Annotated in this window: 12 protein-coding genes; 7 read left to right on the forward strand and 5 right to left on the reverse strand. The window is 71.9% G+C overall.

The window, feature by feature from the left end; translation table 11 throughout:
* Positions 1-224: 224 nt before the first annotated feature.
* The 5 genes from CGL27_RS29330 to CGL27_RS29350 all read right to left on the reverse strand — a co-directional run bounded on the left by CGL27_RS29330 (position 225) and on the right by CGL27_RS29350 (position 6970).
* Positions 225-1523, reverse strand: a complete 1299-nt coding sequence (locus CGL27_RS29330; RefSeq protein ID WP_119991064.1) for an ice-binding family protein — start codon at positions 1521-1523, stop codon at positions 225-227.
* A gap of 317 nt (positions 1524-1840) precedes the next feature.
* Positions 1841-2728 (reverse strand): DMT family transporter, encoded by an 888-nt coding sequence (locus CGL27_RS29335; protein ID WP_119991066.1) that lies wholly within the window; start codon positions 2726-2728, stop codon positions 1841-1843.
* On the reverse strand, positions 2725-3225 hold the full coding sequence (locus CGL27_RS29340; RefSeq protein ID WP_119991068.1) for a YbaK/EbsC family protein: 501 nt from the start codon (positions 3223-3225) through the stop codon (positions 2725-2727). Before CGL27_RS29340 ends, CGL27_RS29335 begins: the two co-directional genes overlap by 4 nt.
* Positions 3226-3398: 173 nt before the next feature.
* On the reverse strand, positions 3399-5042 hold the full coding sequence (locus CGL27_RS29345) for a penicillin-binding transpeptidase domain-containing protein (protein ID WP_119991070.1): 1644 nt from the start codon (positions 5040-5042) through the stop codon (positions 3399-3401).
* A 149-nt stretch (positions 5043-5191) separates the two neighbouring features.
* Entirely contained in the window at positions 5192-6970 is a 1779-nt protein-coding gene (locus CGL27_RS29350; protein WP_119991072.1) for a phospholipid carrier-dependent glycosyltransferase, read from the reverse strand.
* 118 nt (positions 6971-7088) lie between these two features.
* Here CGL27_RS29350 and rsmI point away from each other — a divergent pair, with 118 nt between their 5' ends.
* The 7 genes from rsmI (at position 7089) to CGL27_RS29385 (ending at position 15338) form a co-directional block, all read left to right on the forward strand.
* Positions 7089-7964 (forward strand): 16S rRNA (cytidine(1402)-2'-O)-methyltransferase, encoded by an 876-nt coding sequence (rsmI, locus tag CGL27_RS29355; RefSeq protein WP_119991074.1) that lies wholly within the window; start codon positions 7089-7091, stop codon positions 7962-7964.
* Between the two features lie 187 nt (positions 7965-8151).
* Positions 8152-8646, forward strand: coding sequence for a hypothetical protein (locus CGL27_RS29360; protein ID WP_119991076.1), 495 nt, complete (start codon positions 8152-8154; stop codon positions 8644-8646).
* Positions 8647-8766: 120 nt separating this feature from the next.
* Positions 8767-9687 (forward strand): TatD family hydrolase, encoded by a 921-nt coding sequence (locus CGL27_RS29365; RefSeq protein WP_119991077.1) that lies wholly within the window; start codon positions 8767-8769, stop codon positions 9685-9687.
* Between the two features lie 154 nt (positions 9688-9841).
* Positions 9842-11017 carry a resuscitation-promoting factor gene (locus CGL27_RS29370; RefSeq protein ID WP_276147884.1) on the forward strand — a complete coding sequence of 392 codons (1176 nt, stop codon included), beginning with the start codon at positions 9842-9844 and terminating at the stop codon, positions 11015-11017.
* A gap of 313 nt (positions 11018-11330) precedes the next feature.
* Complete coding sequence (gene rsmA, locus CGL27_RS29375) at positions 11331-12197, forward strand: 16S rRNA (adenine(1518)-N(6)/adenine(1519)-N(6))-dimethyltransferase RsmA (protein ID WP_119991081.1); 867 nt, start codon at positions 11331-11333, stop codon at positions 12195-12197.
* 336 nt (positions 12198-12533) lie between these two features.
* Positions 12534-13460 carry a 4-(cytidine 5'-diphospho)-2-C-methyl-D-erythritol kinase gene (locus CGL27_RS29380; RefSeq protein ID WP_119991083.1) on the forward strand — a complete coding sequence of 309 codons (927 nt, stop codon included), beginning with the start codon at positions 12534-12536 and terminating at the stop codon, positions 13458-13460.
* 60 nt (positions 13461-13520) lie between these two features.
* On the forward strand, positions 13521-15338 hold the full coding sequence (locus CGL27_RS29385) for an ABC-F family ATP-binding cassette domain-containing protein (RefSeq protein WP_119991085.1): 1818 nt from the start codon (positions 13521-13523) through the stop codon (positions 15336-15338).
* Positions 15339-15515: the final 177 nt, after the last annotated feature.

Raw genomic sequence — 15515 nt, forward strand, 5'->3', positions numbered from 1 at the left:
CTCGTCCTGGGAGATGCATGGTGACGGGTGGCGCGGCAAGGGGGTGGTACGGGCTTCGTCGGCCGCCACCGGCCGGCCCGCGTGAATCAGCCCCGTCCGTGCGACTTCCCGCGCGGACGGGGCTGATTCATGACTGCGTCACGGAGATGCCGGACGCCTCACGCCGGGCCAGTGGCTGTCGCCTCGGGCTCGGCGACTGGCCTACGGGCTCGGGCTTCTCGGGGTTAGCACGTGTGCATGGTCCGCAACGCCGCGCTCCTCTGGTCGGCGCATTCGTCCCACTGATCGTCGTGGTCGCTGTGTTCGTCGTAGTCGTCGTCGCAGTCGTCGTGTTCGCTGTGTTTCCTGTGTTCGTCGTGTCCGCTGTGGTCGTCGCACTCGTCGTTGCCGCCGCCGTTGCCGCCCGGAGCGCCGGGAGGTCCGGGGGGCCCGGGAGGCCCGGCGGGTCCTGCGGGTCCGGCAGCACCGGTGGGTCCAGGTTGGCCTGCGGGTCCTGCGGGTCCGGCAGCACCGGGTTGGCCATTGGGTCCGGCAGCGCCAGGTTGTCCGGCGGGGCCGGGCGCGCCGGGCGCGCCAGGTGCTCCGTCTGCCCCAGGCGCTCCGGGTGCCCCAGGTGCCCCAGGTGCTCCGTCTGCCCCGGGTGCTCCGGGTGCCCCGGGTGCGCCAGGTGCGCCAGGTGCTCCAGGTGCCCCCGGTGCCCCGGGTGCCCCGGGTGCTCCAGGTGCCCCCGGTGTGCCGGGAGGTCCAGGCGGCCCAGGGGGGCCAACGGTGCAGGCGGCCCTCGAAATGAAGTTGGTGTCGAGCGTGACCGCGCCATTACGTGCCAGGGCACGGCCATTGATGACCGCACCGGTCTGTACCGTGATGGACGTCAGCGCCAAGATGTTGCCCTGGAAAAGGGAGTTGACCTTGACCGTGGCGGAGCTTCCCACCTGCCAGAACACGTTGCACGCCTGTGCTCCGTTGATGAGGCTGACGGAGCTTCCCACCTCCGCGGACAGGGCTGAACCCACCTGGATGATGAAGACGGCGTTGGGGTCGCCCTGGGCATCCAGAGTGACGGTCCCCGTGATTCCCAGAGTCGACGTGGACGTGTAGACGCCGGGAGTCAGCGTCGACCCGCCGATGTCGCCTGCGACGGCGACCCCGGGGCCCCGGCTCGCCGCGTCGTTGTAGGCGATGGTGAGGTCGGATTGCGCCTGAGCGGCAGCGGCGTCGGCTACGTGCACCGCCCCGTTCACGATTCCGGGCGGAAAGCCCGTCACCGACGAGCCGGGGCTCAGCCCCAAATCACCGTTGATGACGGAGGGGCCCGTATTGGTGACCGTTGAACCGGCCAGGACCGCGTAATTGGTGGCGGTTCCCAATCCCACTGGAGCTTCCGCGGCGTGCGCGGAACCCGAGACCATCGTGAGTGTCGCCGCCAGCAACGCCACTCCGGGGATGAAGGCGAGAGCTCGCTTGAGCCGATTTCGTCTGCGCCTTCTATCGGGTGGCGCTGACGGAATGACATCCACTGCCATGGCAGAAAACCTCTCTTTTCGGCGTTGAGCCCCGTCACCCCGGCAGGGGTTCTGGCTCCCGTGATGACTGCTGGTCAGGCCACGAGCCGCCGTAGAGGGAACGGCAGAGCAAATGCTTTCCGGAGGCGGGCGGTGGCCTTGCAGGCTTCACCAAAGCATCGCCAATATCACCATAAGAATCAAAGCTTAATAAAGGTCTAAAAGAGTGATTTCCTTTTGCGGGGATGAGTTTTTCATCTGATTGCTCGGAGTGTCGCTCATTACTCCATGCATTCCAACGGCTATGCGAGCCCGGTCCTTGCGTCGACCGAGGTGGCTCAACCGGCGTGCAGCATCAAGCCGATGCCCGCCACCATCAGCCCCGCCGCCGCGATCCGCGGGCCGCCGAACCGCTCCTTGAAGAACAGCGTCCCGATCGCCGCGCCCACGATGATCGACGATTCGCGCAGCGCCGCGATCGGGGCGAGTTCGGCCTGGGTCTGGGCCCAGAGGACCAGGCCGTAGGCGGAGACCGACAGCAGGCCGCCGAGCAGGCCGCGCGCGGCGACGGGGCATAGCTGGCGGAGGAGCGCGCCGCGGCGGATGGCCAGGGCGCAGGCGGGGATGGCGAAGCCCTCCAGGATCATCAGCCAGGCGATGTAGCCGGGCGCGCTGCCGGAGGCGCGTACCCCCAGACCGTCCACGACGGTGTACGCGGCGATGGACAGACCCGTGGCGATGGCGGCCGTAAGGGCGAGCCACTGCGGTGCGGCCCCGCCGTTCCGCCCGCCTTCCTCGTCGTCAGCGTGGCGGGAGCCCTTGATGCCCCACAGTGCCACGCCCACCAGTCCGGCCGAGGCCAGTGCGATCCCCGCCGCCTGCCAGTGGTCCGGCCGCTCGCCGACGAAGACCGCGGCGGCCACGGTCACCACCAGCGGGGCGGTGCCGCGCGCGATGGGATACATCTGGCCGAAGTCGCCCAGGTGGAACGAGCGCATGAGCAGCAGTTGGTAGACCACGTGGATGGCCGCGGAGGCCAGCAGATACGGCCAGGCGTCCGCCGCGGGCAGCGGGGCGAACGGCAGCAGCGCCAGCCCGCACAGCGCCCCGCCGCCGCCCACCAGCGTGAAGGCGAGCAGCTGATCGCGGATGCCGTGCGCGATGGCGTTCCAGGACGCGTGGGTGACGGCCGCGATGAGCACCGCGGTCGCGACGAGCGGGGTCATGCCGACCGCTCGCGCACATCCACCAGGGTGCCGTCGGCGTGCGCGATCAGGGTCTTGGGGTCGAGCGGGAAGACGGTGTGGGGGTTGCCCGCGGCGGCCCATACGGTCTCGTGGTCCAGCAGCCGGCGGTCGGCGAGGACGCGGGTGCGGGTGCGGTGGCCGAAGGGCGGCACCCCGCCGATGGCGTAGCCGGTGGTCTCCCGCACCAGCGCCGTGTTCGCCCGGCGGACGCTCCCGGCGCCCAGCTCGTGCCGTACGAGCTCGACGTCGACCCGTGACGACCCGTCCATGAGCACCACCACCGGCTGTCCGTCCGCCTCGAAGACCAGCGACTTGACGATCTGGCTGAGCTCACAGCCGATCGCCGCGGCGGCCTCGGCGGCGGTGCGGGTGGCGTCGGGGAAGCGGCGTACCTCGACGTCCAGGCCGAGCTCGCGCAGGGCGTCGGCGAAGCGGGGGTGGGCGGCGGTGTCGGGGGTGGGTGTGGGATCGACCATGCGGCGACGCTATCGACGGGCCCGCGGCCCACGCCAGGGCATTTCCCGGTGGTCGCACCCGCGTCCGGCCGGTTCGACCGGTCGGCTGAACGCGAAGGAGCCGGGCGGGCGCTCGATGTGCCCGCCCGGCTCCCGTGCCGTCACGCCGGTGGAACTGCCGGCAACTCCCGGCTTCAGCCGCCCGCGCGCAGCAGCGCCGCCACCATCGGGCCCGCCGTGTCGCCGCCGTGGCCGCCCTCGGGGACCACACCGGCGGCCGCGATGTCGTCGCGGTACGCGCTGAACCAGCCGTTGGGCTTCTCCTGGTTGTCCACCTCGGCCGAACCGGTCTTGGCGCCGAAGTCGCCGCTCATCCCGGCCATCGCCTCGGCGGCGGTGCCCGAGGTGGCCGTCAGCCGCATCAGCTTGCGCAGCTGGTCATGGGTGCTCGACTTCATCGTCTTGCTCGCCTTGGCCAGCGTCCGGTCGTCCAGCGACGGCGAGACGAGGTACGGCTGGCGGAAGGTGCCGGTGGAGGCCGTGGCCGCGACCGACGCCATGTTGAGCGGGTTCATCCGCACCCCGCCCTGGCCGATCAGCGAGGCGGCCTTGGAGGCCGCCGACTGCACCGGCACCGCGCCGTCGAAGGAGGGCACACCGGTCTGCCAGTTGAGCCCGATGCCGAAGACGTTCCGGGCCTCGTTGGTCAGGTCGTCGTTCTTCAGCTTCCCCGCCTGGCTGATGAAGGCCGTGTTGCAGGAGCGGGCGAAGCTCTGCTCGAAGGTGCCGTTCTTGATCTCGAACTTCTTGTCGTTCTGGAACTTCCAGCCGCCGTACGAGAAGTACTTGGGGCACGGATGGGCCTTGCCGTACGCCGCCAGACCCTTGTCGATCAGCGTCGCCGAGGTGATGATCTTCATCGTCGAGCCGGGTGCGTACGAGCCCTGCAGGGCGGTGTTGAAGCCGCTCGCGGGGGAGTTGGCCACCGCGAGGACCTCACCGGTGCTGGGCTTGACCGCCACCACCGACGCCTTGGTGCGCTTGCTCACCTGCTGCTCGGCGGTGCTCTGGAGCGATGCGTCGATCGTCGTGCGGAGCGTGCCCGGGGTGCCCTTGGAGAGCACCTTCAGCGTCTTGTCAGGGGACTTGGAGCCCTTGGCGCGCTCGATCCAGGTCTCCACGCCCGCCTTGCCGCCCGCCTTCTTGCCGTACCGCTCGCGCAGCGCGGCCAGGACGGTCTTGAGGGTCGGGTGCTCGGCTGCGGTCAGCTCCTTGCCGTCGCGGTCCACCGCCTTGATCGGCGGCGCCTCGGACGCGCCGGTCTTCAGGGTGTCGCCCTCGGCGAGGTCGGGCTGCACCACCGAGGGCTTCCAGCCGACGACCGGCTTACCGGTCTTGGTGTCGCGGGTGACGGTCAGCGAGGATTCATACGTCCAGGGGACGCTCTGACCGCCGGAGGAGATCTGGGCGTTGACCGAGAACGGCACCTTCGCACCGCTCGCCTGCCCCGGCTCCAGCGCCACCTTGGCCACATGGGCCTTCTTGCGGTAGTCGCCCAGCGCCGTGGTGGCCGCGTCGGTGTCGTCCGTAAGGGCGGCGGCCTTCGCCGTCTCGCCCGCCGACCAGGCCGCCAGGAACGCGCGGGCGGTGGTCTTGACCTCGGCCGCGCTGGGCGGGCCGGTCTTCACGTTCTTCAGGGACGGCTTGTCGTCACCCGAGCCGGCGCTCGCACCGTCCTTCGCACTGGATGAATCGTCCTGGCCGCTGCCGCAACCGGCGACACCGACCATGGCGGCGAACACCGCACCGACGATCGCGGCTCTCGCGCCACTCCGCATTACAGAACCCCCACAGTGTTCTCGATTCCCTCCATCAGTCGATGGAGGGCGCGGTGCCCGGCACTCTACCGGCACCAAGAGAAGCCCCCGCGCCCTCACCGTAGGGGGACGCGGGGGCGGGGGGCCGGATCCGGACGGCGGGCCGGGGATCAGATCCAGGTGTCCAGCCACATCCGGGCGCGCCAGGCGTCCATGGGGATCGTCTGGCCCGTGTAGAGCGGGAAGAAGTAGATGAAGTTCCAGATGATCAGCAGGACGAGCGCGCCCGAGCCGACCGCGCCGATCACCCGGCGGGTCTCGCTCGCCCCCGGCGGCCCCAGCAGCGCGCCGATCATCATCGCCACCGCCAGGCACAGGAAGGGCACGAAGACGACGGCGTAGAAGGAGAAGATCGTCCGGTCCTGGTAGAGGAACCACGGCAGATAGCCCGCCGCGATCCCGCACAGGATCGCGCCCGCCCGCCAGTCGCGCCGCAGCGCCCACCGGAACAGCAGGTACAGCAGCGCGAAACAGGCCGTCCACCACAGCAGCGGGGTGCCGAGCGCCAGCACCTCACGGGCGCACTTCTCGGCGGCGTCGGTGGGGCAGCCCTCCTGGCCGGCCCGCGGGGACTCGTAGAAGTACGAGACCGGCCGGGACTGCACCATCCAGCTCCACGGATTGGACTGGTAGACATGCGGCGAGTCCAGGTTGACGTGGAACTGGTAGACCTCGGACTCGTAGTGCCACAGGCTGCGCAGCGGGTTGAGCAGCCAGTCGAAGGCGCCGCCGGTGCCGTAGCCGCCGCCGTCCGGCTTCGGCGATTCGGCCCAGTGGCGGAAGTAGCCGCTGTGATGCCAGCCGCGCCCTCGGGCGAAGGTGCCGCTCGAGGCGAACCAGCCCGACCAGGAGGCGATGTACGTGACGATCGCCACAGGCACCAGCGAGACGAACGCCCAGCCCAGATCGCGCCGCAGCACCGCCCGGTAAGGGCGGAGGGCGCCCGCCGTACGGCGGCTGCCCACGTCCCACAGGACGGCCATCAGGCCGAAGGCCGCCAGCACATACAGCCCGTTCCACTTGGTGCCGATGGCCAGGCCCAGCAGCACCCCGGCCGCGATCCGCCACGGCCGCGCGCCCAGCTTCAGGCCCCGGGCGACCGCCGGATCCGGCCGCGGCGTGCCGTCCTCACCGGCCGGCAGCGCCGCCGCCAGCCTGGCGCGCGCCTGGTCCCGGTCGACGAGCAGGCAGCCGAAGGCGGCCAGCACGAAGAACATCACGACCAGGTCGAGCAGCGCCGTGCGGCTCATCACGTAGTGCAGCCCGTCCACGGCCATCAGCGCGCCCGCCAGACAGCCGAGGAACGTCGACCGGAACAGCCGCCGCCCGATCCGGCACAGCATCAGCACCGAGACCGTGCCGAGCAGCGCGACCATGAAGCGCCAGCCGAACGGGTGCAGCCCGAAGAGCTGCTCGCCGAGGCCGATCACCCACTTGCCCACCGGCGGGTGCACCACATACGACGCCGCGTCGCTGAGCGGGATGTGCTGCGGGGTCTCCAGGATCCGGTCGTTGGCGGCCTTCGGCCAGGTGCCCTCGTAGCCGTACTCCCAGATCGACCAGGCGTCCTTGGCGTAGTACGTCTCGTCGAATATGACGTTGTCCGGGCTGCCCAGCCGCCAGAAACGGGTCAGCCCGGCGCACAGCGCGACCAGCAGCGGCCCGCCCCAGCCGCTCCAGCGGGCGATTCTGGCCGCCACCGAGGGGGTCGCGCCGAAGACCTCCCAGAGCCGGGTGCCCGGCTCCGCGTACGGCGGGACCAGCCGCTCCCGTACGCCGGGCCGGGACTGGCCCGCGTATCCGAAGCGGCGCAGCCGGCGCTGCCAGGCCGGCTGCTGCTGGCCGGTGGCTTTGCCCGGCTGGGCGTGGGTCGCGGTGTCACTGCTCACCGGGCCATCGTAGGGAAGGGGTCTGTGAGTGTGGTGGGGAAAGGCGGCGAACCGGGGATTCGTGCCCGGGGCGGCGGGTGCGCGGGGCCCGCCGCGGGCGGCTGCGAGGATGGTGGGCGTGACTGGAACGCTCGTACTGGCAGGGACCCCCATCGGCGACACGGCGGACGCGCCCCCGAGGCTGGCCGCCGAACTCGCGGCCGCCGACGTGATCGCCGCCGAGGACACCCGGCGGTTGCGCCGCCTCACCCAGGCCCTGGACGTGCGCCCGGCCGCCCGGGTGGTGTCCTATTTCGAGGGCAACGAGTCGGCCCGCACGCCCGAACTGGTCGAGTCGCTGGCCGAGGGCGCCCGGGTGCTGCTGGTCACCGACGCCGGCATGCCGTCGGTCTCCGACCCCGGCTACCGCCTGGTCGCCGCCGCCGTGGAGCGCGGGATCACCGTCACCGCCGTGCCCGGCCCGTCCGCGGTGCTCACCGCCCTGGCCGTGTCGGGGCTGCCGGTGGACCGCTTCTGCTTCGAGGGGTTCCCGCCGCGCAAGGCGGGGGAGCGGCTGACGCGGCTGCGCGAGGTCGCCGACGAGCGCCGCACCCTGGTCTGGTTCGAGGCCCCGCACCGGCTGGACGACACCCTGGCGGCCATGGCCGAGGTGTTCGGCCCGGACCGCCGCGCCGCGGTGTGCCGGGAGCTGACCAAGACGTACGAGGAGGTGCGGCGCGGCCCGCTGGCGGAGCTGGCCGCCTGGGCGGCGGAGGGCGTGCGCGGCGAGATCACCATCGTGGTCGAGGGCGCCCCCGCGCCCGGCCCTGAGGAGGCGGGCCCCGCCGAGCTGGCCCGCCGGGTCGCGGTGCGCGAGGAGGCCGGTGAGCGCCGTAAGGAGGCCATCGCGGCGGTCGCGCAGGAGGCCGGGCTGCCCAAACGGCAGGTGTTCGACGCCGTGGTGGCGGCGAAGAACGCGGCGGGAAGCACGCCACGAGAAGGTAAAGCACCGTAGCGAAAGGCAAAGCTCAGGTTACTAGCCGGGTAGCTGTATGCCGGTTTTGGGAAGGCCGGTGCCAAATCTCGCTCAAAGAGCGGGAAGAGCCGATGCGGTGGCGGCGGGAAAGGCGTCCACTGGGTGTGGAAGACCTGGGGCGATCCCAATCCTGGAAGACTTGTCCTGTGTGACAAGAGGAGCTGCCATGAGCGATATAGCGGGAACCTCGAGCGGTGCTCATCCGATAGCCGCCCACACCCCCTCCGCCGGGTCCGGCGAGGTGGCCCACGAGGCGTACGCCTTCGCCTGCATGAAGTGCGGGCACGGCTGGGAGCGGTCGTACGACATCGAACACCACGTGGACGGCGAGGGCCGGGCCTTCGTCGTCTACTTCACCGGCGGCCTGCGCGTTCCGTCCCCGCTGACGAGCCCCGACTGCGTCAACTGCGGTGCGCATCTGGTGCGGATCATGCGCTCGGGGCAGGTCTCCTCGGTCCTGGAGAGTGCGCGGCGCGGGAGGCCGCACACCGCCCGGGGCCCGGAGGCGGGTACCGGCGTGACGGAGGGGACGGACGGGGCGGACGCCGGGACGGGCGCCGGGGCGGATGACGCGCCGGAAAATGAGGGCCCCGCGCGACGCCGTGCGCACCATTGGCATCTGGCGAATCTGCTGCACCCCTTTCAGCACCACCGCGACTGAGTAGGTTCCGGTTCACATGAGCTGATTCACGTGAGCGGGTTCACATGAGCCGGGCACGGGTCAACTGAGCGGCCGGACGCGATTCACCGGACATTCACCGGGATTCATAGAATCGCGACCATGGCGAAAACAGCATCGACCCCCGGCGGCAGTGGCAAGGCGAGTGGCGCGCAAAAGGAAAAGGACGCGCCCCCGCCGCCGCCGGAGCCCCTGCGGGTCCCGGTCGCCGATTCCCACACCCACCTGGACATGCAGCCGGGCACGGTCGAGGAGGCACTGGCCAAGGCCGCCTCGGTCGGCGTGACGACCGTCGTCCAGGTGGGATGTGATCTGGCCGGGTCCCGGTGGGCGGCCGAGACCGCGGCGGCGCACGAGAACGTCTGGGCCACCGTGGCCCTGCACCCCAACGAGGCGCCGCGGATCGTCCTCGGCGACCCCGACGGCTGGTCCCGGCAGGGGGCGCGGCAGCCCGGCGGCGACGCCGCCCTGGACGCGGCCCTCGACCAGATAGCGGCCCTGGCCGCCCTGCCCCAGGTGCGGGGCGTGGGCGAGACCGGCCTGGACCACTTCCGCACCGGCCCGGAGGGCATGGCGGCCCAGGAGCGCTCGTTCCGCCGCCATATCGCCATCGCCAAGGAGCACGGCAAGGCGCTGGTCATCCACGACCGCGAGGCCCACGACGATGTGCTGCGGGTGCTCGCCGAGGAGGGCGCGCCCGACACCGTCGTCTTCCACTGCTACTCCGGTGACGAGGCCATGGCGAAGATCTGTGCCGAGCGCGGGTACTACATGTCGTTCGCGGGCAACGTCACCTTCAAGAACGCCCAGCCGCTGCGCGACGCCCTCGCCGTCGCCCCGCTCGACCTCGTTCTCGTCGAGACCGACGCGCCGTTCCTGACCCCCGTCCCCTACCGCGGACGGCCTAACGCTCCGTATCTGATTCCGCTCACCCTGCGGGCCATGGCCGAGGTCAAGGGCGTCCCCGAGGACACCCTGGCGACCGCCGTAGCGGCCAATACGGCGCGCGTCTTCGGCTATTGAGGCGGCGCTGACGCCTCGTGAGGGGCGGTGGCGATCCGACGCGAGTGATCACACTGCGTGATGATTTCGCTTTGGAGAGTCACCCCCACTCCGCTACAGTCCCGGACTCAACGCCCTGACCAGTGGACTTGTGGAGTGTTACGGGAGTGTTCTTGTGAGCCGTAGGGGCAGCCACCGCGTCTCGGGCGGCCGAGCCGCCGCCCGCCGAGCCGCCCGCCGCGGCGCCACCGGCCGGACCGACCCGATGCGCCGGCTGTTGCCGCAGGCGTTGGTGGTCGCCGCGCTGGCGGGCGGGACCTCCGCCTTCGTCGCCCAGGACAAGGCCGTACGGCTCAGCGTCGATGGCGACGCGCGCACCCTGCACACCTACGCCGACGACGTGGGCGAGCTGCTGGCGGACCAGGACGTCCGCGTCGGCGAGCACGACATCGTCGCCCCCGCGCCCGGGGAGCGGCTCGCCAACGGCGACGAGATCGCCGTCCGCTACGGCCGCCCGGTCACCCTCACCCTCGACGGGGAGCGCCGCCGGGTGTGGACCACCGCCCACACGGTTGACGGCGCACTGCGCCAACTGGGCGTACGTGCCGAGGGCGCGTATCTCTCCGCCTCCCGCTCCGCCGCCATCACCAGCCGCGGCCTGCTCCTGCACGTCCGCACCGAGCGCACCGTCACCTTCCGCGCCGACGGGAGCGAACACCCCGTCCGCACCAACGCTGCCACCGTCGGCGAGGCCCTCACCGAGGCCGGGCTCACCCTGCGCGGTGAGGACACCACCTCCGTCCCCCTGGACAGCTTCCCGCGCGACGGCCAGATGGTGAAGGTGATGCGGATCACCGGCGGCAAGAAGAACCGGGACGAGCCGGTGCCCTTCACCACCGTCCGCCGCGCCGACCCCACCCTCCCCAAGGGCACCGAGCTCGTGGAGCGGCCCGGCGAACCGGGCACCCTGCGCACCAGCTACCGGGTGCGCAGCGTCAACGGCGTACGGCAGCGACCGCGGAAGATCCGCAGCGAGATCGTCAAGCCGCCGGTGGCCCGGATCGTGCGGGTCGGCACCATGACCGTGCCCGCGCGGGTCGGGGGCCCGGCGGACGGGCTCAACTGGCGGGCGATGGCGCGCTGCGAATCGGGCGGCCGGGCGGACGCGGTCGACGGCTCCGGGCGCCACGGCGGCCTCTACCAGCTCGACCAGGGCACCTGGCACGACCTCGGCGGCCACGGCCGCCCCCAGGACGCGCCCCCGGCCGAACAGACCTACCGCGCCAAGAAGCTCTACCAGCAGCGCGGCACCGGGCCGTGGCCGACGTGCGGCCGCAAGCTCCAGCACTAGGTTGGAGGCTCGGTACGGGGGCTCGGTTCGCCTCCGGGATTCGCCTTCGGGGTGCTTCAGCCCCCGGCTACCGCTGGGAGGCGCCCCCTGTCGACGCGCTCGGTCGCCCACGCGGCGGCAGCCTCATATCGATCGGAGCTCTCGCGCCCTGCGTGCGCTCTCCCTTACGGCAGCGACGCGCCCCTTCGGCTCGCCCCCGGCTACCGCTGGGAGGTGCCCCGGTCGGCAAGGGCAAGACCAGGCATCTCGAGCGTGGGGACGTCCTGTCCCGTCCGTGAACCGGGCCCCTGAGGAGCGGCCGTAAACTTCCCGGGTGAGCACCACCGACCCCGATGTCCTGCTCGGCCCCGCCGACATCCGCGCACTCGCGGCGCGGCTCGGCGTACGCCCGACCAAGCAGCGCGGCCAGAACTTCGTCATCGACGCCAACACGGTCCGCCGGATCGTCCGGACCGCCGGGGTGCGCCCCGAGGACGTGGTCGTCGAGGTCGGCCCCGGGCTCGGCTCGCTGACCCTCGCGCTGCTGGAGGCCGCCGACCGGGTCACCGCCGTCGAGATCGACGACGTCCTCGCCGCCGCGCTCCCCTCGACCGTCGAGGCCCGGCTGCCGCACCGCGCCGACCACTTCGCGCTGGTGCACCGCGACGCCCTGCGGGTGACCGAACTGCCGGGCCCCGCCCCGACCGCCCTGGTCGCCAACCTGCCCTACAACGTCGCCGTGCCCGTGCTGCTCCATATGCTCGGGCACTTCCCGAGCATCGAGCGGACCCTGGTCATGGTGCAGGCCGAGGTCGCCGACCGGCTCGCCGCCCCACCCGGCTCCAAGGTCTACGGCGTCCCCTCCGTGAAGGCCGCCTGGTACGCCCACGTCAAGCGCGCGGGCGCGATCGGCCGCAACGTCTTCTGGCCCGCCCCCAACGTCGACTCCGGCCTGGTCTCGCTGATACGCCGGGACGAGCCCCTGCGCACCACCGCCACCCGGGAAGAGGTCTTCGCGGTGGTCGACGCGGCGTTCGCCCAGCGCCGTAAGACGCTCAGGGCTGCGCTCGCGGGCTGGGCCGGTTCGGCGGGGGCCGCGGAGGAGGCACTGAGGGCCGCCGGGGTCTCGCCGCAGGCGCGCGGCGAATCGCTGACGGTGGAGGACTTCGCGGCGATCGCCGAACACGGCCCCGCGGCCTGACTCCCCACGCCCCGCCTGCGGCGGGCTCGTTCCCCACCCCGACCCTTCCCGCGGCATCGATATGCGGCTCCGCCGTGTGGCGGGGTTCGAAGGGGGCTCTGGGCCGAGGTGCCCCATCACCCAGCCTCTCCGGCGTTTGAGGAGCGGGGTCCGGGGCGGAGCCCCGGCGGGGGGTGTGGGGGCGCAGCCCCCGAGAACGGGGTCCGGGGCGGAGTCCCGGTTACGGGAAGGGGCGGGGTGGGGAACGAGCCCGTCGTAGGCCCACCCCCCGCAGGCCCACCCCCGTAGGCGGGACAATGGCCGCACCGGAACACCGAACCCGCACCGAGGAGCCCCGTGACCCGTCCCGTGACCGCCCGTGTGCCCGCCAAGGTCAACGTCCAGCTCGCGGTCGGCGGGCTGCGCCCCGACGGGTTCCACGACCTGGCCAACGTCTTCCTCGCCGTCGGGCTCCACGACGAGGTCACCGCCACCCCCGCCGACACCCTCCGCATCACCGTCGAGGGCGCGGACGCCGGTCAGGTGCCGCTGGACCACACCAACCTCGCCGCCCGCGCCGCCATCGCCCTCGCCGAACGGCATGGCATCGCGCCCGGCGTCCACCTCCACATCGCCAAGGACATCCCCGTCGCGGGCGGCATGGCGGGCGGCAGTGCCGACGCCGCCGGGGCGCTGCTGGCCTGTGACGCGCTGTGGGGGACGAAGGCGACCCGCGAGGAACTCCTCCACATCTGCGCCGACTTGGGCAGCGACATCCCCTTCAGTCTGGTCGGCGGCGCCGCCCTCGGCCGGGGCCGGGGCGAGCTGCTGACCCCGCTGGAGACCGGCGGCACCTTCCACTGGGTGTTCGCGGTGGCCGACGGCGGACTGTCCACCCCCGCCGTCTACCGCGAATGCGACCGGCTGCGCGAGGCGTCCGGCGCGGGTGCGGGCGCCGCCGACGTCCCGGACCCCGAGCCCTCTAAGGCGCTGCTGGACGCGCTGCGCACCGGCGACGCCACCGCGCTGGCCGCCGCCGTCTCCAACGATCTGCAGCCCGCCGCGCTCTCCCTGCGCCCCGCGCTCGCCGCCACCCTGCGCGCCGGTGCGGACGCGGGCGCGCTCGCCTCCCTCGTCTCCGGCTCCGGCCCGACCTGCGCCTTCCTGGCCAAGGACACCGAGGCCGCGCAGGCGGTGGCGGGCGCGCTGGCCGCCTCGGGCACCTGCCGCACGGTCCGGATCACCTCCGGCCCGGTCCCCGGGGCACGGCTCGTGGACGCCTGAGCGAGGCGCCCCGCACGGCGACTACCCTGGGGAGCCGATCGATCCGCGTAATGGAGTGTGATGGCGACCAACCTGGTCAACGTTGAATCCGTCGGCAAGGTGTACGGCACACGTGCGCTGCTGGACGGCGTCTCCCTCGGAGTGAACGAGGGCGAACGCATCGGCGTCGTCGGCCGCAACGGCGACGGCAAGACCACGCTCATCCGGATCCTCGCCAAGCTGGAGCCCGCCGACGACGGCCGCGTCACCCACGCCGGGGATCTGCGGCTCGGCGTGCTCACCCAGCACGACTCCCTCGACCCCGAGGCCACCGTCCGCCATGAGGTGATCGGCGATCTCGCCGACCACGAGTGGGCGGGCAACGCCAAGATCCGGGATGTGCTCACCGGGCTGTTCGGCGGGCTCGACCTGCCCGGCTTCCCCCAGGGGCTCGACACCGTCATCGGCCCGCTCTCCGGCGGTGAGCGCCGCCGTATCGCGCTCGCCCAGCTCCTGATCGCCGAGCAGGACCTGATCGTCCTCGACGAGCCCACCAACCACCTCGATGTCGAGGGCATCTCCTGGCTGGCCGGGCATCTGCGCGCCCGCCGCTCGGCCCTGGTGGTGGTCACCCACGACCGCTGGTTCCTCGACCAGGTCTGCACCCGGATGTGGGACGTCCAGCGCGGCGCCGTCCATGAGTACGAGGGCGGCTACAGCGACTACGTCTTCGCCCGCGCCGAGCGCGAGCGCATCGCCGCCAGCGAGGAGACCAAGCGGCAGAACCTGATGCGCAAGGAGCTCGCCTGGCTGCGCCGCGGCGCCCCCGCCCGCACCAGCAAGCCCCGCTTCCGTATCGAGGCCGCCAACGCGCTGATCGCCGATGTGCCGGCGCCGCGCGACAGCGCCGAGCTGATGCGGTTCGCGAACTCCCGGCTCGGCAAGACCGTCTTCGATCTGGAGGACGTGACCGTCACCGCCGGGCCCAAGGTGCTGCTCAAGCATCTGACCTGGCAGCTTGGGCCCGGCGACCGGATCGGCCTGGTGGGGGTGAACGGCGCGGGCAAGACCTCGCTGCTGCGCGCCCTGTCCGAGGCCGCCCGCAGCGAGGGCGAACAGCAGCCCGCCGCGGGCCGGGTCACGGTCGGCAAGACCGTAAAGCTCGCGTATCTGTCCCAGGAGGTCGCCGAACTCGACCGGAACCTGCGGGTCCTGGAGGCTGTCGAGCAGGTGCGGCAGCGCGTCGACCTGGGCAAGGGCCGGGAGATGACCGCCTCCCAGCTATGCGAGAAGTTCGGCTTCACCAAGGAGAAGCAGTGGACCCCGGTCGGAGATCTCTCCGGCGGTGAGCGGCGCCGGCTGCAGATCCTGCGGCTGCTGATGGACGAGCCCAATGTGCTCTTCCTGGACGAGCCCACCAACGACCTGGACATCGAGACCCTGACCCAGCTCGAGGACGTGCTCGACAGCTGGCCCGGCTCGCTCGTGGTCATCAGCCACGACCGCTACTTCATCGAGCGCACCACCGACCGGGTGCTCGCCCTGCTGGGTGACGCCACCTTGCGGATGCTGCCGCGCGGCGTGGACGAGTACCTGGAGCGGCGGCAGCGCGCCCTGGCCGCGGCAGCCCCGGCCGCCGCGACCGCCAAGCAGAAGCCGGACGAACAGGTCGCCCGGCAGCGGTCGGCCGCCGAGCAGCGCGCCGCGAAGAAGGAACTCCAGAAGATCGAGCGGCGGCTGGACCGGATCAGCGAGCAGGAGTCCGACCTGCATACGCGGATCGCCGAGCACGCCACGGACTTCGCCAAGGTCGCCGAGCTCGACACCCAACTGCGCGAGCTGACGGGGGAGCGGGACGACCTGGAGACCCGGTGGCTGGAGCTGGCCGACGACGCCTGAGCGGCGGAGAGGGGCAAGGGGCGGGCCACCTTCGATGTGAGTGGCCTGAAAGCATCGTGTGAAGAGGCTGTGCGCCCCTGGCGCGCGCCCTGGCAACGGTCGCGTCACAGGCCGGTCTCAGCTGGTCGATGACCTGGAAACTGGTCCCTATTGCGCCCCTTACGGGTGATACAAAGA

This window comes from Streptomyces sp. 11-1-2, assembly GCF_003595545.1.
Lineage (GTDB): Bacteria > Actinomycetota > Actinomycetes > Streptomycetales > Streptomycetaceae > Streptomyces > Streptomyces hygroscopicus_B.

Excerpts from the sequence above, each read along its gene's own strand:
- CGL27_RS29385 (WP_119991085.1), top strand. The coding sequence starts at position 13,521 with ATGGCGACCAACCTGGTCAACGTTGAATCCGTCGGCAAGGTGTACGGC.
- CGL27_RS29365 (WP_119991077.1), top strand. The coding sequence starts at position 8,767 with ATGGCGAAAACAGCATCGACCCCCGGCGGCAGTGGCAAGGCGAGTGGC.
- CGL27_RS29360 (WP_119991076.1), top strand. The coding sequence starts at position 8,152 with ATGAGCGATATAGCGGGAACCTCGAGCGGTGCTCATCCGATAGCCGCC.
- CGL27_RS29340 (WP_119991068.1), bottom strand. The coding sequence starts at position 3,225 with ATGGTCGATCCCACACCCACCCCCGACACCGCCGCCCACCCCCGCTTC.
- CGL27_RS29335 (WP_119991066.1), bottom strand. The coding sequence starts at position 2,728 with ATGACCCCGCTCGTCGCGACCGCGGTGCTCATCGCGGCCGTCACCCAC.
- CGL27_RS29345 (WP_119991070.1), bottom strand. The coding sequence starts at position 5,042 with ATGCGGAGTGGCGCGAGAGCCGCGATCGTCGGTGCGGTGTTCGCCGCC.
- CGL27_RS29330 (WP_119991064.1), bottom strand. The coding sequence starts at position 1,523 with ATGGCAGTGGATGTCATTCCGTCAGCGCCACCCGATAGAAGGCGCAGA.